This window comes from Streptomyces sp. NPDC048270 (genome assembly GCF_040652335.1).
Classification (GTDB): Bacteria; Actinomycetota; Actinomycetes; order Streptomycetales; family Streptomycetaceae; genus Streptomyces.
The window spans coordinates 116,551-135,713 of sequence record NZ_JBEZLV010000018.1; the positions used below are offsets into that span (position 1 = coordinate 116,551).

Sequence of the window (19,163 nt, forward strand, 5' to 3'; positions counted from 1 at the left end):
CCATCTGCCGGCCATCCGCGCCCCGGCGCGTGGACCCCCGGTGAGTCTCGGTGCGGGCCGCCCCGTCTGTCAGGAGCTCATGATGAAGCGCAGGGCGAGGCCGGAGGCCGTGGTCCAGTAGGTGACGCGGGCTCCGTCGTCGAACGCCACCTGACCGGGCAGGTCCAGGTCGACCGGCCCGCCCGCCTTGCTTCCGGCATCGGGGCCCTGGAGGCTGAGGGGGATGGTGTTCGTCTCGTACGTGTCCATGCGGCCGCCGGTGGCCAGGAGAGCCGCGTACGCCTTCTCGCCCGGTGCGAGCGTGACGGGAGCGTCCTTGCTGTCCTGGATCACGGCGATCGGACTCCGCGCATCGGTGAACTTCAGATACGGGTACTGGTAGAGGAGGCACTTCTTGTCACCGGTGTTCGTGACGGTGAGCAGGAGATGCCTGACACTCCCGCCCTTCTCGTCCTCGCTCGTGGCGGAGAACCCGAGACCCTCGACCGCGCACGCAACAACGGCGGTGGTCGCGGTGGTTGACGGCGCGGTGGGGGACGGCGCATCGGGGGAGGAGGCGTCGGGCGAGGGCGCGATGGGGGAAGGCGCGGTGGGAGAGTCGGCGGGCGGGGCCGGGCGCTGATGGGGCTCCGGTCCGCCAAGGGCTGTGGTCAGGGCGAACGCGAGGGCCGCGGTCGCCACGACGGTGCCGCCCGCGAGGGCGGTGTGCCGGCGGCGGCGACGGGAGACGGCCCGGCGCCGGACCTCCGCGCCGGTCGTGGGGGCGGGGCTGCCCGCGCTGTCGGCCAGTTCGCGCAGGGCGGAGGAGAGGTCATCAGGCACGGTCGTCCTCCTTGGTCTCGCCACGCCCGCCCGCCGCACCGACCTCGCTCGCCGGCAGCAGCTTGGCGAGGGCTGCCCGGCCGCGCGCGAGGCGGGCCTTGACCGTACCGGTCGGGGCGCCGGTCTCGGAGGCTACCTGCTCCACGCTGAGGTCACACAAGTGGTGCAGCACGATGGCCAGGCGCTGGGGCTCCGGGAGCTGGCGCAGCGCGGTGACGAGGGCGACGTGTTCGGGGCCGGGTCCCGGGGCGTGACCGGGCGGCGGGGTGCGGCGTACCAGCTCCAGCCACCGCCGCGCCCGCCGCCAGTGGCTGACCGCGAGACGCATCGCGACGGTGCGGATCCATGCCTCCGGGGCCTCGGTGGCAAGGAAGTCGCGCCGCCGGTCCCAGGCACGGATGAAGGCCTCCTGGACCACGTCCTGGGCCTGGCCGTGGTCGCCGGTGAAGGAGTAGACCTGGCCGACGATCCGAGGGAACGCCGACGCGTAGAACGCGTCGAACTCCTCCTCCGTCATGCCGCCCCCGTCGATCCCGGAATTTTTCTGCTTCGCATGCAACCCGGTGGCTCCCGGGGTGCGTACAGGTCGTGCAGATCGAAGCACACCACATAGGGGGCTCCGTTGACCAGGGGAAACAAGGCAATCAGCAAGGCTGCGGCCGTGGCCGCTCTCGGTGCGTTGCTGCTGGCGTCCACAGCATGCGAGGAGAGCATGGCCGATGCGTCGGCCGGCTCCAAGTCCTCCGACCGGCCGAGCGTGACGAGCTCGCCGACGGCGGGTCAGGCGGCTTCGGCCACACCGAGCGACGGATCGGGCCACAACGGCGGTGACGCCGGCAACGGGGCCGGCGCCGCCGTTGTTGCGTGCGCGGTCGAGGGTCTCGGGTTCTCCGCCACGAGCGAGGACGAGAAGGGCGGGAGTGTCAGGCACCTCCTGCTCACCGTCACGAACACCGGTGACAAGAAGTGCCTCCTCTACCAGTACCCGTACCTGAAGTTCACCGATGCGCGGAGTCCGATCGCCGTGATCCAGGACAGCAAGGACGCTCCCGTCACGCTCGCACCGGGCGAGAAGGCGTACGCGGCTCTCCTGGCCACCGGCGGCCGCATGGACACGTACGAGACGAACACCATCCCCCTCAGCCTCCAGGGCCCCGATGCCGGAAGCAAGGCGGGCGGGCCGGTCGACCTGGACCTGCCCGGTCAGGTGGCGTTCGACGACGGTGCCCGCGTCACCTACTGGACGACGGCCTCCGGCCTCGCCCTGCGCTTCATCATGAGCTCCTGACGGGCCGGCAGATGCCGGGAACCCCACCGCGCCTGAGGGCCGGTGGGGTTCTGCCGGCGGGGCGCCAGATGGTGCGTGACCTCCACACTGCAAGATCGTTTTCGGGGTATGCGTCTGACTGCTCGTACCCTTGCCGCCCTCGCCCTCGGCCTTGCCCTCGGAGGCTCCGCCCTGGTCGCCGCCGGGACCGCCCACGCTCATGGCGCGGCGTCCGCGCCGCGCACCGCCGCTACCGCCACCGCTGTGGCCGGTGTCGCGGATGACCTCACCGACGAAGTGGAGCTCGATGAGGTGGAGGGCCTGGACCTGATCAACGAGGACTAGTGGGAGAGGGAACACCGACGGACTGCGGCGGCCGAGCCTGGGGAAGTCGGCCGCCGCTCCGTTTTCCGCCCCGCCCTTGTCGGGGTGCTCCGCGGAGGTTTGCCGGGCCCTTTCCAGAGGGAACTCTATTTTTAGAAGGCTCTCTAAGTTTAAAGAAGGCGGGGTGGGCGCATGCGGACGGCCGAAGGGGGGCTGCGTGAGCGGCACAAGGCGCGGAGACGGTCGCGGATCCTCGCTGCCACGCGGGAACTCCTGCGGGAGGGCCCGGAATCGATGATCAGCACCGAGCGGATCGCCGAGCGAGCCGAGGTCTCGCCGGCCACCGTGTACAACCTGATCGGGCCGCGCGAGAAGATCTGGGAGGCGCTCGCCCACGGGTTCACGGACGAACTGGAAGGACGCCTGGCCGCGCTGGGAGCCGGCGACCCCCGGGAGGTGGTCCGATCGACCGTCCGGTCCTTCGTGAGCGACCCGGTCGTGTCGCGCCGCATGGTGCGCGGCTGGGAAGGGAGCGGCCGCGTGCTCGACCGCAGCCCGCACACCCAGCTCCGCCAGGCGATGGCCGAGGCACAGACACGAGGCCTCCTGCACGCCGACACCGATACCGACGCGCTTGCCGCCGTGGTCAGCGCCTCGTGTGCGGGGGCGCTGCACCAGTGGGTCGCCGAACTGATCGACGACGACCGGTTCCTCACCCGCTCCCTGTTCGCGCTGGACGTCGCGCTCGCCGCGGCGGCCGCGGACGCCCACCGCGACCGGCTGCAGGCGCCGCTGCGCACCCGGGAGGCCAAGTGACCGCCGACGCCCTGCCCCGGTCGCGGGAATTCGTGGGCCACGGCGGGATCCGGCTCGCGGCGGACGTGTGGGGCCAGGCGTCGTCACCCCCTCTCGTCCTGTTGCACGGCGGCGGCCAGACGCGGCACGCCTGGGACCGGACCGGCCCTCGGCTGGCCGCGCTGGGGTGGCGGGTGTTCGCCCCGGACCTGCGGGGGCACGGCGACAGCGCGTGGTCGGCCGACGGCGACTACGACCTCGGCCTGTTCGCCGGGGACATCCGGGCGATCGCCGCCGAGGCCGGCGAACAGCCGGTGCTGGTCGGTGCCTCGCTGGGAGGCCTGGGCTGCCTGCTGGCCGCTGGGGAGGCGCCCGGGGCGGCTGTCCGTGCCCTGGTCCTCGTCGACATCGCCCATCGGCCGGATCCGCGCGGGTTCCGCCGGATCGTCACGTTCATGCGCAGCGATCCGGACGGATTCGCCGACGTGGGAGAGGCGGCCGCAGCGGTATCCGCCCACCTGCCGCACCGCCCGCGTCCCTCCGGCCCCGAGGGGATGAGACCCAACCTGCGGCGCCACGGCGACCGCTGGGTCTGGCACTGGGACCCCCGGATGCTGGACGCCTTCGAGGGGCGGATGGACCCGCCGGGCATGGCGCAGCGCCTCCTCGACGCCGCACGCCACGCCGACGTGCCGATCCTGCTCGTCCGCGGCGGGAACAGCGACGTGGTGGGCGAAGAGGTCGCCCAGCAGTTCTGCGACGGGGTTCCCAAGGCGCGGCGCGTCGATGTCGCCGGCGCGGGGCACCTGGTGGTCGGCGATCGCAACGAGCACTTCCTCGATGCGATCGTCCCGTTCCTGGGGGAAATCGGCTGAGCGAGCGGGGGAGACCGATGGTGGGGGTACCTGCGGGCGACCCCCCCCACAGGTCCCCCACAGGTACCCCCGCCGGTACGCCGGGAGACCGAACGGAGCGGCGTGCCCGATGGCTGCCGCCCCGCCGGCGCAAGAGCTGCTACTCGCCGTCCGCGAGTCCGAGGAGATGGTCGACGAAGCGCTTGTAGGCCTCGGGCTTCCGGTAGTCCGATGTCAGCTTCTCTTCCCCGCTCCGCAGATCGGAGGCGAGCTCGGTCTTCATGAGGAAGTCGCGCAGGTGCTGCCCGCCGATCCAGCGGCCGAGGTCCTTGGTGGCGGAGGCCCGGTCGCTGAAGGCCCCCATCTTGTCTTCCTGCTGCATGTTCCGCAGCGTTGCCGCCGCGGCCTTGAACTCGGGCTGGCCCGGGCCCGGGGTGCCCCGCTGGTCGTAGTCCCGGCTGACGGCGGCGATGCTGTCGATGTCCGGCTGCCTGACCCCGGCCCCGGCGTACAGCGATTGCCGGAACGCCTTGCTCTGCTCCATGCCGATGCTCTCGTACATGATGGTCTTGCCGGCCGACAGCGCCTCGGAGGTGCTCTGGTTGCCGGTCGTCATGACGATCGGCTCGCTCGCCTTGATCAGCGTCAGCATGTCGTCGTGCGGGACCCGGTCGGTCATGATCCAGTGCATCGTCTTGCCGGGGCCGCCGGTGTCCTGGACCGTGATCGTCGGGGCCTGCTGGGAGGACACCTCCACCAGCCGGACCTTGGCCACCCCGAGTCCCGCGAGGTCGCCCTTCGCGGCGGCGTCGAGGGCCGGCATCTGCGTGGGCGAGGACTGGACGACGTGCACGTCGTTGTTGCTGCCGTTCTCGACCTCGGCCACGGTGAGCGCGAACCGCATCGCGCTCTTGTTGGAGTACGCGAAGTACAGCCGGGAAGTGGCGGCGGCTGCGTACTCCTTCGCCTTCTGCTCCTGGTCCTCCGGGAAGAGCGCGGTCAGCAGGTCCTTGGACTTCAGGGCCTGGAGGTTCTCCAAACGGGCGGCCCGCTTGTTCTCCTCGCCCTCGATGTTGTCCTGGTTCTGCTTGTACGCCCGCAGACCGGCGTCGAAGGTGATGCCGACCTCGCCCGCACCGAGTCCGGTGGTGTAGCCGGTCCCGATGGCGCCCGGCGGCAGCGGCTCCTTCTTGGAGTACTCGGTCATCGCGGAGACCTTGCTGCCCCAACTACCCACGGTCTTCTGGAAGTTCTTGGTGGCGGCCAGCTGCGGGGCGACGATCGCGTGGGTGGGGCCCTGGTCGGGACCGAGTTGCGGAGCCTTGGGAGTGGCGCCGTCCAGCACCGTGAACGGGTGGCCGGAGTCCGCGAACACCCCCGGCTGCTTCTTGTGCGCCGCCTCGGCGGTCAGCAGTGCGATGTCGTTCTTGTTCGCCTCGGTCCGGGGGAAGTTCTCGCGCAGCGCGTCGGCGGTCTTGACACCGAGCATCAGGTCGCCCTTGCCCTGGGCCTCATGGGTGAAGACGGCGATGGGTGCCCGGCCGGTCCACTCCAGGCAGCTGTAGAGCTGGTCGATGAGGTGCGGCATGAGCTGGTTCTTGTTGTTGATCTTCACGGAGCCGGCCATCTGCTGGAACACCGCTTCGGTCAACTGGCTCGCCGCCCGTCTGCGCAGGTACGAGCGGGGAGCGGCTTGCTCCTTCTCCAGTTCCTCCCGAGCCTGCGCGGAGTTCGCCGCGAACTCGTCGAACGGGACCTGCTCGGCGACCCCCTTCTCCCGCTCCTCGACCGGCGCCGGCGGTGCGGTGGTGTGGGCGTGCGACGCCGAGGCCGGCGTCGAGTCGACCTGCTGGTGGGCCGCCGCGGAGCTGGACTGGTGCCCGGCCGTGGTGAGTCCGGCCGGTTTGGGCTTGGGCTTGGGTGCCGGCCCCGTGCGGCGGGCGGGGGTGGCCGCGGTCGGGGTGGTGGTGGCCGTGGTGGTGGACGTGGGAACAACCCCGGGAGCCGAGGTGTCCCCGGACTGCTGCTGCTGCTGCGGCGGCTGCAGACCCAGCGCCGACGCGAGTCCGCCGAGGCTGTCGTAGGCCGTCGTTCCGGTCCGTGCCGCGTTGACCTCGCTCCACTTCGGCGCCGATCCCGGAATCTGCTGCTTGAGGGCAGCGATCGCACTGGCGGTGCTGTAAGGGCTCAGGTCGCCCTGAAAGACCCTCTGCACGGCGGGCGACGACGCGGGGGTCCCGCCGCCCGACGCCGGGGGCGCGCCCACGCCCGAGAGGTCGCCCCGAGGGGCGGGCCGGCTCATCACCCGACGGGCATTGGCCTCCGCCTCCCGCTCGAACCGGTCGGAGGGGTCCGACACCCGCAGGCCGGCACCGTTGTCGGAGCCGGCGACCGGCCCCTGCCGCTGCTGGATGACGTGCGTCAACTCGTGCGCCAGGGTCCGCTTGTCGGCGCCCCCCGCGCCAACGACCACGTGGCTGCCCGACGTGTAGGCGCGGGCGCCGACTTCGGCCGCGGAAGCCCGCGCGGCTCCGTCGGTGTGGATGCGGACGTCGGAGAAATCCGCCCCCAGGCGGGACTCCATGTCCGAGCGGGTGGCATCGTCCAGGGGGCGCCCGGGCGCGCGCAGGACGTCGTGAACGGCGGAACGCTGCACGGCGGGTTGCGCGGTGCCTTCATGGCCGCAGCCGTCACCGTGCTGATGCTCCTCACGGCCCCGAAGACCGCCGGCCTGCCCGAGCATCTGGACCACGGTTGCGTTGCCCACCGCACTCTGCAACGCGAGGAGCCCCTGCGGCGCTGACACGCTCCGATGCTGCGCGGCGGACGACACACCTCTCATCGAGGCGGGAGCCTGGTCCGGCTTCCTCTCGTCGCCCGACCGGTCGTTGCGTTGCGTCCGCACTGAGCACCATCCCCACGATCTACGTTGCCAACTTCCTTGATACACGCGGGCAGCGGTCTACGACGAAGGCTGCGGGGGCAGACCTCGGCGCCCTATCGGGCAATGCCCGGTGCCTCCCACAGGCCGCAAACAGCCCGGCAACCACGAGGATCATCATCGGGGACCCCGAGGTGCGAAGGCAGATCGAGAACCTCTGCCGGTCAGGCGGCCTCCTGGCGTTCGGGCGCCTTCCGCGTCTTCATCCCGCCGCCGACGAGCGCCAGCCCCGCGAGGACGACGCCGAGGTAAGCGGTGGACGGTAGGTCGACGACCTTGTGCAGCCAACCCCATTCCGTGCCGAAGAGGGTTTGCGAAGCGAAGCTGACAAGCCCTTGGGCTCCTATGACGTAGCCGATGCTTTCGACGGTGTATCCGATGGTTGTTCGCACGGATCAAGCCTCTCGCGGCGGTGCCGCAAGATCGTCCTCCACAGGGCCGACCACGCAGTAGGCCAAAGGATGCAGTCGCTTGCCCCGAGCACCGGCGCCTCTTCTCGTACGCCTCCCGGATTCCGCCGGGCCGCGGTCAGCGCCGTCGCGATCACCGCTGACGTCCTCGGCTGGGCCCGTCGGGTGGTCAGGGGCCTGCTTCCGGGAGCGTGGTGCGGCGGTACGCCGCGCGGGCGCCGGCGACGCGGGCGATGGCGGTCCCGGTGCCGGCTGCTGCCAGGAGGCATCCGAGGCGGCCCAGGTCGTAGCCGGAAGACCAGGTCAGTTCTCCCATCGGCGGTGTGGCGAAGCCGTTGAGGGCGAGCCAGCAGACCAGGGCGGTGCCCGGCGCGGCCGCGAGCCGCGCTCCCGTGCTCAGTACGGCGCAGGCCATCGACACCAGGAGGAGGTCGATGGTGGGGTCGCCGTGCCCGTTGAGGTGGTTGAGGACCGTCACCACGACGAGGGCCGTGACCCCTGCGGCAGCCCACACCGAGGGGGTCGCGACAGGGTGGGGCACCGGGCGGACACCGGAACTCAGACGCCTCCACTGCACCACGCGACTCTCCCCTCGTCTCGGCCCCGCCGTTGGAGACCTCCGCCATGATGCCCGAGTCGGTGAGACGTCATGACACGGTCGGACGGCGTCGGCCCGACGGCGACGGCGACCGCTACGACCACGGCCACCAGGGCCGTGGTCGCCGGCGCGGGTGCTGGCTGCCTGACATCGTGCGTGGCGGCCGGGCGGCTCAGTGTCCGACGCCGGCGATGTCGAGCAGCTGGTGCATGAGCTCGTGGGGGAGGGCGGGATTGCGGGCTGCGGCCCGCGCCATCCCGGTCGCGGTCACGCCCAGGCATTCGACGAGACGCGCGCGCGGCAAGCACGGATGGGATGCGGCATGGCCGCGGATCATGCCCTCCGAGTCGTGCGAGAGGCGCTCGACCAGCTCCGGTCCGGCGTGCGGGTCGAAGAGGGACGCATAGCGCAGCCGGTGGTTCGGGTCGTCCGCGAACCCGGCCAGACCGGGGCGCGCGAAGTTGCGGTGGTACGCCAGCGTGCCCCAGCTCAGCCCGTTCCAGTCGGCGAACATCTCCACGAGCAGCTCGTGCGGGGCGCGGTCGTTCTCGCAGAGCATCAGCCTGACGTAGTAGTCGCCGTCGGCGGCCAGCCGCTCGATCACGTCGCCGGGCAGCTCCGGCGCGCAGGTGGCGCCCCGGCGCAGCAGGACGTGGCTGGACGCGGCGATCTCCCGCAGCGCATCCGGGTCGCCGAAGCGCTCCTCCACCCAGGCCGGCACCGGATGGCGGCCCGGGGGCACGGTGTAGTCGATCGCCGCCCGCTGCTCCTCGGTCACGTCCGCGCGCAGGGACACGGCGAGACGGACGGAGGGCTCGGGATCGGCGGCCAGCGCGAGAGCGAGCGTCGTCGGCAGGTGGGGGTTGCGGGCGGCCCCGTGGCGCAGCGCGCTGTCCGCGTGGGTCGTGAGGAACGCGGCCAGGGCGGGGTCGAGGGGGGCGGTGGACGCGGCGTCGCGGCGGCGGCGTTCGTCCGTCTCAGAGAGGAAGCCATCGACCGACGTCGGCAGGGGCGCCTCGACGTGAAGGGCGCGTTCGACCGCCTTGCGCACCTGGGGATCGGGGTCGGCCTCGGCCGCGGCCCGGACCTCCGGGCGCAGCCTGGGCCAGCTCCAGGAGCCGATGGCGGCGGCCCGGACGCGGGGATCGGGATCCTCGGCCAGCGAGAGCAGCGTCTCGTCCGGCAGTCCCGGCAGCCCCGCGGCGAAGAACCGGAGCCGGGCCTCCGGGCCGGTGGCGAGTCGCAGGACCACCTCCGCCGGCAGCTCGACGCCGTACTCGCACGCCATTATCACCGCGACGCGTCGCACTCTCGGGTCGGGGTCCTCGGCCAGCACGGCGAGTGCCTCCGGTGGCACGTGCGGATTCTCGGCGAGGACCCTGCGGACCTGCGGGTCGGGGTGCGCGACGGCGGCCCTCGCCGCCCTGGGCGGCAGCTTCAGGTAGGCCAGCCAGTAGCGGGGGTCGGGCAGCGGGTCGACCTTGAACACGCGCCGCAGTACCTCCTGCGGTGCCGCGCTGTTCGTGGCGAGCCCGACGATCCACTCCGCGTGCAGGGCGGTGTCGGCTTCGAGGAGCTGTCGGGTATCGGCGCGAGCCGCGTCCGTCGCCTCCGACACGCCGCCGAACGCGACCCGTGCCGGCTGATCGTCCTTGGGTGCCATGAGGTGATCTTCTCAAGCCCCTGGCGGGCACCACCCACGCCTCTCGGTTCACTCCTGGGTGCCGTTTGGCATGTGTGGGGGGCGGGGGAGTATCGGTTTGCTGCCGGCCGTGGTGTTCGCGGCTGGGGTGGATCGGGAAGGTGCGTCATGGCTCAGGGGACTGTGAAGTGGTTCAACGCGGAGAAGGGGTTCGGGTTCATTTCGCCGGATGACGGTACTCCGGACGTGTTCGTGCATTTCTCCGAGATCGATGCGTCCGGGTTCCGGTCGCTCGAGGAGAACCAGCGGGTGGAGTTCACCACCGGCCAGGGCCCCAAGGGTCCCCAGGCTCAGCAGGTCCGCCCGATCTGATCCTCATCTCCTGCGCTGTCGGCCGCCGCTCTGCGTTCCGGTCGCCCCGGCCCCACCGGGCCGGGCGACCGCCGGTCTGCCGGGCCTTCGGGCGCTACGGGATCGTACGGTGGACCGCGGGGGAGTCGGTCGTCAGGTGTAGTCGGCGGTGTTCCGTACCTCGCCGAAGCGGGGGAAGGTGCGCTCGATGGTGAACTCGTGCTCGTCCGCGGCCAGGCCGGACATGGCGTCGGCGACGAACTCCAGCTGGTAGCCGTGGTCGGCCGCGGCCCGCGCGGTGGATTCGACACCCATCGTCGTGACCAGGCCGGCGAGTACCACCGTCTCCACCCCGAGTTCGCGCAGCTGCTCGTCCAGGCCGGTGCCGTAGAACGCTCCGACGGTGCGCTTGACCAGCACGATGTCGCCGTCCTGGACCAGGCCGTCGGCGAAATCGCTGCCCGGCGGCTGCTGGGCGACGTTCGGGCGGTCCACCCGGACCAGCACCACCGGCCGACCACTCGCCCGGAACGACGCGGCCAACGCGCGGCAGCGTGCGAGCACTTCGTCACCGGAGTGCGGTGCGAGCGGAAGCCCGATGATGCGCGGCATGAGGTCGATGAGGATCAAGGCGGTGGTCATGGCCATGATCGTAGATCTCTGCGAGGGGCAAGCGCGCCCGTTCGCTGCCGTGGCTGGTGGAGGCGGTGGAACGGCACGCTGGAACCTGATGCCATGGATGACGCTCCCGTCCTCACGGATACGGGACGCCCCCCGGGGCGGATCCAGCGGCCCCGCCGCGGCCGCGGGACCGCGCCGTCGACCAGCCGCCCGCCGGCGCCGGCCCGCGCAAGAGACGCGTGCCGCGCGCCGGGCGGGTCGGCCGGCCGGCAGGGCGTCAACTTCCGTCCGTCAGGCTCCGGTCGATGACGCCGATGAGCCGCGCTCCCGCACGGTCGGTCCCGCGGCGCCCGCGCTTCGCACCCGCCGAGGCCATCTCCAGCCGCAGCCGCGCCGTACGGCCGCGCAGGGTCAGCGTCATCAACTGGTTGCCGAACCAGGGTCCGCCCGTGCGATCCCACCGCACCGACGGCCTCGCGACCCGCCCGTGGCGGGCGAGGAGATGCCCGATCCCGTTGCCGAACCGGCTCCAGCCGAAACGGAATCCGGCCCTTATGGCCGCGGGCACCGAGTTGTGCAGCGGTGAGCAGGTGAACTGGAAGACGCGGGAGCGCGGCTGCTGCCCGGTGCTCCAGACGGGCTCCGCCACATACGCGTGGTGCACGTCCCCGGAGAGCACGCACACCGTCGCCGGGGCGTCGTCGGCCCTTCCCACCTCGGCGACCGTCTCCGTCAGCTTCCCGAACGACGAGGTGAACGCCGCCCAGTGCTCCAGGTCCGCCCGGCGGCGCAGCCACTCGCCGAAGCGCGCCCAGCGCGGCCCCCGTTCGCCCCGGCAGAGCGCCGCATGCCAGCTCTCCGCGAAGTGGACCATCGGGGGCAGCAGCCACGGGAGCGAGGTCCCGACCAGCAGGTGGTCGACGCCGCCGGGGTCGTCGAACGCCTGCGTCCGCAGCCAGGCGGCCTCCTCGGTGTCCAGCATCGCCCGGTGCTGCTCCTCCAGCACCCGCGCGGCCCGGGTGTCGACCATCAGCAGCCGGGTGCGACCGAAGTCCCGTCGGTAGCTCCAGCGCACCGTCGCCGGGTCGGCGTCGGCGCGTTCGGCGAACGCGCGCAGCACTTCCGTGCCGTCGTGGGCCGCCCGCACCGCCGCGTACAGCTCGTCCTCGGCGAGCTCGGCGGGGGAGAGGTTGCCCAGGTGCTGGTAGACCCAGTACGACATCAGGCCGCCGGTGATCCGATCGTGCCACCAGGACGTTGCCCGCATGTCGGCCACCCAGGCGGCGCTGGTGTTCCAGTCGTCGATGACGTCGTGGTCGTCGAAGATCATGCAGCTGGGCACGGTCGAGAGCAGCCAGCGCAGTTCGGGGTCGCCCCAGGACTCGTCGTAGAGGTGGGTGTACTCCTCGTAGTCGGCGACCTGGTCCGGCGGGGCGGTCGAGCCGGTGCCGGCGGCCCGCCGATGCCGGGCGATCCACGCGCGGGTGTCGGCGGACGTCTCGTCCGCGTACACCTGGTCGCCGAGGAGGAGGAGAACGTCCGGACGCTCTGCCTCCGGGTCGGCGGCGAGCCGTGCCGAGAGGGTGTCGAGGACGTCGGGGCCCACCGGATCGGACTCGCCCACGGCAGGCGCCGCCCACCGGCACGAGCCGAAGGCGACCACCGCGCCCGTCGCCGGGACCGGCGGAGTATGGATGGTGCTGGGCGGCAGGGGCGAGTCGGCGAGGGGCCACACCCGTTCGCCGTCGAGCAGCACCTCGTACGCCGTGGCGGACCCGGGAGCGAGTCCGGTCACGACCACCAGCGCGTAGTGGTGGCCGGCGACCCGGAAGGTCGCGGCAGAACCCCCGGCGCCGCCCGGGCACCGGACCTCCGCCGTGCACGCCCGGTCCGTCTCGACCCACACCGTCGCGCTCGTGCCCGACTCCCAGTCCACGTGTCGCAGGAGCGGTCCCAGCCTCAGACCGGCCATCGAGAGTCCCCTTCCGACGCTCCGCACGGTACGGAACGACCGCTCCGTACAGTACTCAACGCGGCGCGAACGGCGCCGTTCTGCCGCCCTGCCGCCCTGGCGCCCCGGGCCGAGCCCGGCGGACCCGGAGAGCGAGGGGTCACCGGCGACGGCCCCACCTGCACCCGAACCGCCACCCGCCGCCCGGCCTCGCGTGCCGCACGCAGCCTGCTCAACCTCTTGTGCACGAGGCCGCGTACCCTCGGCTGGTGCCCCGCCATGCGAAGAAGCCCCGCCGACTGGTCGCCGGCGAGCGCGTGTACATGTGGTCGATGCGCCACAGCCACCGCAGGGACCGCGACGGCCGGGCCGTGGACTGCCGCCAGACCCTCACCCTTTCCCCGCAGCCGGCCGGCACCGGCGGCCCGCTGCGCATCGTCTTCGCCGACGGGCCCGGCCGGTACGTCCCGGGCGGAGCCCCCTTGGGCTCCGGCGACGTGGGCTTGACCCGAGGGGCGGACCTGAACCTGCACGAGCCGGGCGCCGTCCGGGCCCTGTTCGACGCGGCGCTGGCCCGTGGCTGGCAGCCGGGGGAGCGGCGAGCGCTGGAGGTCGACGGCTGGCAGCTGCTGGAGGCGGCGGCCGCCGCGCGAGCCGGGGGGTGTCCGACTCCCCTCTCCAGCCCTGTCAGTGGTGATCGCTAAGGTCAGCGCACTTGATCAGACGAGGAGCGCGGACCCATGAAACCTCCGGCCGAACTGGACACCGTGGCGTGGCACACCCTGACCCACGCCTACGGCCCCGCCGAGGACGTGCCCGACCTGATCAGGGCGCTCTACCAGGACGACGAGACCGCGGCCGACGAGGCGATCCACGAGCTCTACGGCAACATCCACCACCAGGGCACGGTCTACCCGGCCACGGCACCCGCCGTCCCCTTCCTCGCCCACGCCGTCCGCCACGCCCCGGCCAAGCGCGACGAGCTGCTGGTGCTGCTCGCCACCCTCGCCGACCACGACCCGACGGACCGCGAGTCACCGCACTGGCCCGGCAGCTCGGTCGCCGCGATCTGCGCGGAACTCTCCAGGGCCCTGCCGGACCTGCTGCCCTGTCTGGCCGACTCCGAGCGCGAGGTGCGGCGGGCTGCCCTCCGCGTCGTCGCGGCCGTGGCCGACCAACTGCCGACCGAGCTGCACGCTCCGGTCGTGACCCGGCTCGACGCCGTCTACCACTCCGATCCCGTCCCAGCGGTACGGGCGGACGCGATGGTCGCCCTGGCCCTCCTCCACCGTACGGTGGAGGAGCCCCTGGCCGGCCCGCTGCCCGAGATCAGGCTCGCCGCGGCCATCCTCGCCGCCGAGCGATCCGGCCCCCCGTACGCGCACCGGCTGGTGGAGGTCTTCGCGCAGGACGGCGCCGAACCCGACCCCGGCGACGACGGCTTTCCCTGGCCCGGCATCCCCTCGCAGGAGGCGCACCTCACCGACCTGCTGACACGGGACCCGGACGCCGGCCTCGCCGTGGCGGCCCACTGGATCGCGGCCGGGGACCTCCACTCACGCGGCTCCTGGCTCGCCCGGGAGATCGTGGAGACCTGGCGAGACAGAGAGCCGGAGGTCCTGGACCTGCTGCTCTCCGCCCTCCCGCACCACGAGGGCACCCCTGCGCTCACCCGCACCCTGGGCACCATCGCCTCCTGGGCCGAGCACCTGCCCCGGCCGGGCGCCAAGCTCCGCGACGCGTTGTACGCCTACGCATCTGCCGAAGGGGACACCGCCGAACCCGCGCTCCTCGCCCTGCTGCGCACCCGCGACCCCCGCGCCCTCGACCTGGTGCTGAACCACCCCGAACCCCAGGCGCTGCGCGCGGCCTCCCGGGCCTTCCCGGCCGCCGCAGACCTGCTGATACCCGTCATCCGGCGAGAGCTGGCAGCCGGGGCCACCGGGACCGCCGCGACCGACCTGGTCGAGGCACTCGGCCCCTTCGGCACCGCCGCCCACCGGGCCCAACCCGAACTGGCCGACTGCCTGCGCACCGACCGGGCCCCCATGGCGGCGGCTCGCCGGCTCGGCCTCGACACCCTCGCGACGCCCGAGACCATCACCCTGCTCGCCAAGGCCGCCCAGAGCGCCGACGCCGCACTCCGCGCAGCAGCTGCCGTGGCGCACCACCGCTTGACCGGCGAGGCCGAACTCGCACTGCGCACCTTCGAGGACCTGCTCTCCAGCCGGGGCCCGACCCACTGGTACCTCACCAGCCTCATCCCCCTCGGCCGCGCCGCCGCCCCCTTGCTGCCGGCCATCGAACCCCTGCTGACGGCCGGCCACACCTGGACCCGCATGGCGGCCGCCGAAGCACACCACGCCCTCACCGGGACCCCGGACCACGCCGTTCCCGTCCTCGCGGAACTCGTCTCCGCCGGCCCGGTCGGCCTCGGCGCCCTCAAGGCCCTCGCCGCCATCGGCACGGTCCCCGAACACCTCCGCCCCACCCTCCGCGCCTTCGCCTTCTCCCCGGTCCGCCTGCTCGGCAACACCCCCCTCAACGAGGACGGCCACCCGGACGAGGAGCTCCGCACCCTGGCATGGCACCTCCTCGCGGCCGGGTAGGCACGGCACCCACCCGTCCGCCGGGGACACGAGCCGCCCGGTCGCGGTGCCCTCGAACACGTCGACTCGCTGCGTCGATGACCGCGGCCGGGTCAGCCGGCGAGTCGGGCGAGGGCCAGCGCGTGTGCGTGGTCGAGGGCGTCAGCAGCGGCGCAGGGGACGTCCGGCTGCACGCCGGCGCCCTCCCAGTTCGTGTGGGAGACGGGGTTGACGGCGCGGCCGACGGGAACGGTGGCTTCCAGGTGTGGGTGCACGGTCCAGCCCCTGCACGGATGTGCGCCGCCGCGGGTGGGCTCGCCCACGACTACGGCGCGGCCGAGCTGCTGGAGGTCGTACGACAGCTCTTCAGCGGCGGAGAAGGTGTCGGCGCTGGACAGCACGTACAACGGCTTGCTGCCACCGAAGCGCGCGCCGGGCACATGCGGCAGGCTCCAGGACTGCTCGCTCTGCCTGCTGCCGGGCCAGTGCATGGTGTTGAGGTGGGTGCGCTCGTCGAGCAGGTAGCTGCAGACGAAGGCGACCGTGTCAGGGTCGCCGCCCCGGTTGGCGCGGAGGTCGATGATCAGCCCCTGGGCGCGGGAGGCCAGGGTGAGCGCGGCGGCCAGCGGCTCGGCGGCCCACTCCAGCGGAAACAGCATCGGTGCCAGCTCCACCACGGCTACCCCTCCGTCGAGCAACTCCACCCGGGGCGCACCGCCCAGCGAGGTGTCGAAGTCCCGGCGCATGGCGTCCAGGGTGGCCGCCCCCTGCTTGGGGGACACCGGGTCGGCGTGGTGCTTCAGCCGCAGGTGTCGGTCGCCGTTGACGGACTGGAGGTCCGCGGTGACCAGCCGGGCGAGCTCCTCGGCGCCGTCGACGTCGTAGGCGCCCTCGGCGAAGCGTCGTTGCAGCAGGCCGGTGAGCTGCCGGCCTATCTCGGGGAACACGTAGTGCTCGGTCAGGAGCCGGACTGTCTCGTCGATGACAGGGGCGGGCGCAAGCTTCGCTGAAGTCGTCATGGCAGGGAGTAGAGCACTGCCCTTGCGAAAGCGTCAAAGAGTTTAGACACTTTCTGTATGCCTGATCAGCCTCCCTATCCGCCGCCCCCCGAGGACGTTCTGGAGATCGGTGCGCCTGAGCAGTTCGCGGCACTCGCCCACCCGTTGCGCCAGCGGTTGCTCTTCGCCCTGGGCCATCGGCCCGCCACCATCAGGCAGCTTGCGGCGCAGCTCGACACGAAGAAGGGCAACGTGGCCCACCACCTCAAAGTGCTCCGCGAAGCCGGGCTGGTCCACATCACCGAGACCCGCCAGGTCCGCGGCGGGACCGAGCAGCACTACCAGCGCACGGCCCGCCACATGGTCGTGGCCGAACCCCAAGCGGCGGGCACCGCCGCGATGCTCGCCGCGTTCGCCCAGGAGCTGGACCGCTCACCTGGCGAGACCCACCTGACACTGCGCCATCTGCGTCTCAGCCCCACGAAGGCCAGAGAACTCGGCGAGACCCTCGCCAAACTGGTCGACGAAGCCGAGGAGAATGCAGAGGACCAGCCCCTGCACGGCGTGTTGGTGGCGCTCTACCAGCAGGCCCTGCCCGCCGGCACCACCGGTTCCGCCTAGCGGCCACGAGCAGGCCGGGGCTCACCCCGCCCCCTGCCGGTACCCGGTTGCTCCAGCACGCCCAAGGCCGATTCCGCTGTTCAGCCCTTGCGCGTCAACGGCTGCCCGGCGAAGCTCACCCCGGCCAGGCCATGGGCGATCAGATTGCGAATGTTGCTGTGATCGGCGTCGTTCGGCGTCGCCAGCACGCTGCGGTAGTGCTCACCGAAGGCCAGCAGCGCCTCCTGGTCGCTCAGTCCTTCCAGCACGGCCAGTCCCAGTGTCTTGCAGGATCCCTCGTTCTCACCTGCGGCGTTCTCCACGTCCCCGTTGCGGAACGCCTGCGGCTGATAGTCGTAGTGCGCGGCGACGAAGGCCAGGGTGTCGGCGAACTGGTGCTCATCTGACGCAAGGCTTGCCCGCAGCGAGTTCAGATCCGTCATCTCGGTTCCCTTGGGTTGGACAGACGGTCCGATTGCCGTCCGTGACCGGGGGACGATACCCCTTCGGGTCCAGCCGGCAGGAATCGGGCCACATACCGGAACGAGCCGCGGGGCGGGCGATGCTGATCTGTTTGTTTCATGGCTGGTCAGGGGGTGCGCAACAACGTCCCGCATCGAATTGTTGTGCCGTGCCGGCGTCCGGTCGGCATGCAAGCAGGACGTCACCCATAGCCGCCCCGAGCGCGGCTGATTGGAGAGTCACGTGCACAACACGTTGCGCGGGTGGGGCGTACGCCCCCTCGCAACCGCTCTGATCGCGGCCACCGCGGTTGTGACCCAGACCTCCGCGCCATCTGCCGCCGCCGCAGTCCCCGCCGCAGTCCCCGCCGCCGGCGAGACGTCGCCAGCACGCGCCGGCGCCGGCCCCTTCGGCGCCCGGGCCACGACACTGCGTCGGCTCAAGAGCAGAGCCACCGGGTTGTGCATGGACGACAGCCACGGCGGAAACCTGCGCACGTTCGCGTGTCACGAGCCGGAAGCCGACTTCGGCATCTTCCAGAAGTTCGTCCTCGACTCCTACTAGAGCCTCGGACGGCCGTGCAAGGCCCGCGCCGTCGCCGGCGGCGCGGGCCTTGCGCTCCCGCCGCGTCCTGGTCTCGGTCCGGAACCGGCCTTGTGTGCGGCATGGGTACCGGTGTTGGGTGACGTTCCGGCCTGACAAGGCATCAGCAGGGAGGTGTGGTGGGACGCCGAGAAAAGTCCCTGGACGCGGCTGCCGGACCGGTGGCGGAGTTCGCTCTCGCCCTGCGCAGGCTCAGGCAGGAGGCCGGGGGGCCGACGTACGCGGCGATGGCCGACCGGCCGGGATCCTACTCGGTGGCCACGCTCTCCCGGGCGGCGGGCGGCGGGCGGCGGGCGGCGGGCGGTGAGCAGCTGCCGACCCTCCCCGTCGTTCTCGCCTACGTCACCGCCTGTCGGGGAGACGAGGCCGATTGGCAGGCACGCTGGCATGCGGCGGCCGAGCGACTGTACGCAGCCCGCGCACAGGAGGAGAACGACGCGGCGTGCCCGTATCGGGGCCTCGCCCGGTACGAGCCCAGCGACCGGGACGTGTTCTTCGGACGCGGCCGGCTCGTCGACGACCTCGTGACCCTCTCTCGCGAGCACCGGATCGTCACCGTCTTCGGCCCTTCCGGGAGCGGCAAGTCCTCACTTCTGCGCGCCGGCCTCGTACCCCGCCTGCAGGACCTCGACCCGGCTCCTGCCGCGATCCGCCTCCTCACTCCCGGAGACAGCCCCGCGACCCGGCACCGCGACCTCCTCGTACCTGCCGAGGCCCCCGGTGACAGCTGGCTCGTCGTCGACCCATTCGAAGAGGTCTTCACCCTTTGCCAGGAGGGCGAACGCGCCTCGTTCCTCGACGCTCGCTGACCACCCCGCTCATATGAGATCCACGGCCAGGACGCCGGGCTACCCCTCCTCTCCCACTCCCTGCTGGAAACCTGGCTCCGACGGCACGGCCGGACGCTCACCCTGGATGCGTGCGAGCGCTCCGGCGGGGTCCACGGCGCGATCGCACGCACGGCCGAGGCCGCGTACGAGCGGCTCGACCCTTCCCAGGCCGAGATCGCCCAACGCGTCCTGCTCCGCCTGATCCATCCCGGCGAGCTGGGCCGCCCCGACACCCGCCGGCCGGCGGACCGCAGCAGCCTGGGGCCCGTCGGCGCGGTCCTCGACGAACTGGTCACGGCGCGACTCGTCACCGTCGACGCGGACACCATCGCACTCGCCCACGAGTCCCTGATGACCGCCTGGCCGCGACTGCACGACTGGATCGAGCAGGACCGCGAGAAGCTGCGGCTGCGTCGCTGGCTGACGGAGGCCGCGGAGGCATGGCAAGCGGTGGGCCGCGACCCCGGTGTGCGGATATCCCCGGTCCGACTCGCACAGGTCGGCAT

General features: G+C 72.2%; 19 protein-coding genes and 1 pseudogene. 10 read left to right on the forward strand and 10 right to left on the reverse strand.

The genetic code is table 11. The features are described 5' to 3' along the window. Positions 1 to 69: 69 nt before the first annotated feature. Together AB0D66_RS18290 and AB0D66_RS18295 are read right to left on the reverse strand one after the other, a co-directional pair. Positions 70 to 822, reverse strand: coding sequence for a DUF4232 domain-containing protein (locus AB0D66_RS18290; RefSeq protein WP_362303900.1), 753 nt, complete (start codon positions 820 to 822; stop codon positions 70 to 72). Further along, the gene (locus tag AB0D66_RS18295; protein ID WP_362304023.1) at positions 815 to 1,339 is read right to left on the reverse strand and encodes a SigE family RNA polymerase sigma factor; all 525 of its coding nucleotides are present in this window, start codon (positions 1,337 to 1,339) and stop codon (positions 815 to 817) included. The genes AB0D66_RS18290 and AB0D66_RS18295 overlap by 8 nt, the downstream gene beginning before the upstream one ends. Positions 1,340 to 1,534: 195 nt before the next feature. On the opposite strand from AB0D66_RS18295, the gene AB0D66_RS18300 reads away from it, so the two are divergent. The 4 genes from AB0D66_RS18300 (at position 1,535) to AB0D66_RS18315 (ending at position 4,083) form a co-directional block, all read left to right on the forward strand. Next, complete coding sequence (locus AB0D66_RS18300; RefSeq protein WP_362303903.1) at positions 1,535 to 2,110, forward strand: DUF4232 domain-containing protein; 576 nt, start codon at positions 1,535 to 1,537, stop codon at positions 2,108 to 2,110. Between the two features lie 108 nt (positions 2,111 to 2,218). Further along, on the forward strand, positions 2,219 to 2,434 hold the full coding sequence (locus AB0D66_RS18305) for a hypothetical protein (RefSeq protein ID WP_362303906.1): 216 nt from the start codon (positions 2,219 to 2,221) through the stop codon (positions 2,432 to 2,434). 273 nt (positions 2,435 to 2,707) lie between these two features. Then, positions 2,708 to 3,229, forward strand: a complete 522-nt coding sequence (locus AB0D66_RS18310) for a TetR/AcrR family transcriptional regulator (protein ID WP_362303909.1) — start codon at positions 2,708 to 2,710, stop codon at positions 3,227 to 3,229. Continuing rightward, on the forward strand, positions 3,226 to 4,083 hold the full coding sequence (locus AB0D66_RS18315) for an alpha/beta hydrolase (RefSeq protein WP_362303912.1): 858 nt from the start codon (positions 3,226 to 3,228) through the stop codon (positions 4,081 to 4,083). The genes AB0D66_RS18310 and AB0D66_RS18315 overlap by 4 nt, the downstream gene beginning before the upstream one ends. Positions 4,084 to 4,222: 139 nt before the next feature. Here AB0D66_RS18315 and AB0D66_RS18320 read toward each other — a convergent pair whose 3' ends face one another. The 4 genes from AB0D66_RS18320 to AB0D66_RS18335 all read right to left on the reverse strand — a co-directional run bounded on the left by AB0D66_RS18320 (position 4,223) and on the right by AB0D66_RS18335 (position 9,674). Beyond that, positions 4,223 to 6,805 carry a DUF4157 domain-containing protein gene (locus tag AB0D66_RS18320; protein WP_362304026.1) on the reverse strand — a complete coding sequence of 861 codons (2,583 nt, stop codon included), beginning with the start codon at positions 6,803 to 6,805 and terminating at the stop codon, positions 4,223 to 4,225. Between the two features lie 362 nt (positions 6,806 to 7,167). Then, positions 7,168 to 7,395, reverse strand: coding sequence for a hypothetical protein (locus tag AB0D66_RS18325; RefSeq protein WP_362303915.1), 228 nt, complete (start codon positions 7,393 to 7,395; stop codon positions 7,168 to 7,170). A 187-nt stretch (positions 7,396 to 7,582) separates the two neighbouring features. Beyond that, on the reverse strand, positions 7,583 to 7,954 hold the full coding sequence (locus tag AB0D66_RS18330; protein ID WP_362303918.1) for a hypothetical protein: 372 nt from the start codon (positions 7,952 to 7,954) through the stop codon (positions 7,583 to 7,585). 229 nt (positions 7,955 to 8,183) lie between these two features. Continuing rightward, positions 8,184 to 9,674, reverse strand: coding sequence for a hypothetical protein (locus AB0D66_RS18335; RefSeq protein WP_362303921.1), 1,491 nt, complete (start codon positions 9,672 to 9,674; stop codon positions 8,184 to 8,186). A gap of 147 nt (positions 9,675 to 9,821) precedes the next feature. Between AB0D66_RS18335 and AB0D66_RS18340 the strand changes: the two genes are divergently transcribed. Further along, positions 9,822 to 10,025 (forward strand): cold-shock protein, encoded by a 204-nt coding sequence (locus AB0D66_RS18340; RefSeq protein WP_030832902.1) that lies wholly within the window; start codon positions 9,822 to 9,824, stop codon positions 10,023 to 10,025. Between the two features lie 132 nt (positions 10,026 to 10,157). On the opposite strand, the gene AB0D66_RS18345 is transcribed toward AB0D66_RS18340, so the two are convergent. Both AB0D66_RS18345 and AB0D66_RS18350 read right to left on the reverse strand, forming a co-directional pair. Continuing rightward, positions 10,158 to 10,646 (reverse strand): isochorismatase family protein, encoded by a 489-nt coding sequence (locus tag AB0D66_RS18345; RefSeq protein ID WP_362303925.1) that lies wholly within the window; start codon positions 10,644 to 10,646, stop codon positions 10,158 to 10,160. Between the two features lie 256 nt (positions 10,647 to 10,902). Then, complete coding sequence (locus AB0D66_RS18350) at positions 10,903 to 12,597, reverse strand: alkaline phosphatase D family protein (protein WP_362303928.1); 1,695 nt, start codon at positions 12,595 to 12,597, stop codon at positions 10,903 to 10,905. Positions 12,598 to 12,845: 248 nt separating this feature from the next. Between AB0D66_RS18350 and AB0D66_RS18355 the strand changes: the two genes are divergently transcribed. Next, positions 12,846 to 13,280, forward strand: a complete 435-nt coding sequence (locus AB0D66_RS18355) for a hypothetical protein (protein ID WP_362303931.1) — start codon at positions 12,846 to 12,848, stop codon at positions 13,278 to 13,280. A 36-nt stretch (positions 13,281 to 13,316) separates the two neighbouring features. Further along, entirely contained in the window at positions 13,317 to 15,185 is a 1,869-nt protein-coding gene (locus AB0D66_RS18360; RefSeq protein WP_362303934.1) for a hypothetical protein, read from the forward strand. A gap of 92 nt (positions 15,186 to 15,277) precedes the next feature. Here AB0D66_RS18360 and AB0D66_RS18365 read toward each other — a convergent pair whose 3' ends face one another. Then, positions 15,278 to 16,183, reverse strand: coding sequence for a S41 family peptidase (locus tag AB0D66_RS18365; protein ID WP_362303937.1), 906 nt, complete (start codon positions 16,181 to 16,183; stop codon positions 15,278 to 15,280). A 57-nt stretch (positions 16,184 to 16,240) separates the two neighbouring features. Here AB0D66_RS18365 and AB0D66_RS18370 point away from each other — a divergent pair, with 57 nt between their 5' ends. Continuing rightward, the gene (locus tag AB0D66_RS18370; protein ID WP_362303940.1) at positions 16,241 to 16,783 is read left to right on the forward strand and encodes a winged helix-turn-helix domain-containing protein; all 543 of its coding nucleotides are present in this window, start codon (positions 16,241 to 16,243) and stop codon (positions 16,781 to 16,783) included. Positions 16,784 to 16,863: 80 nt separating this feature from the next. On the opposite strand, the gene AB0D66_RS18375 is transcribed toward AB0D66_RS18370, so the two are convergent. Beyond that, positions 16,864 to 17,205 (reverse strand): HopJ type III effector protein, encoded by a 342-nt coding sequence (locus AB0D66_RS18375; RefSeq protein ID WP_362303943.1) that lies wholly within the window; start codon positions 17,203 to 17,205, stop codon positions 16,864 to 16,866. A gap of 741 nt (positions 17,206 to 17,946) precedes the next feature. On the opposite strand from AB0D66_RS18375, the gene AB0D66_RS18380 reads away from it, so the two are divergent. Then, entirely contained in the window at positions 17,947 to 18,636 is a 690-nt protein-coding gene (locus tag AB0D66_RS18380; RefSeq protein WP_362303946.1) for a hypothetical protein, read from the forward strand. A 63-nt stretch (positions 18,637 to 18,699) separates the two neighbouring features. Then, positions 18,700 to 19,062, forward strand: a pseudogene (locus AB0D66_RS18385) (hypothetical protein); the annotation flags it as partial. Positions 19,063 to 19,163 lie beyond the last annotated feature (101 nt).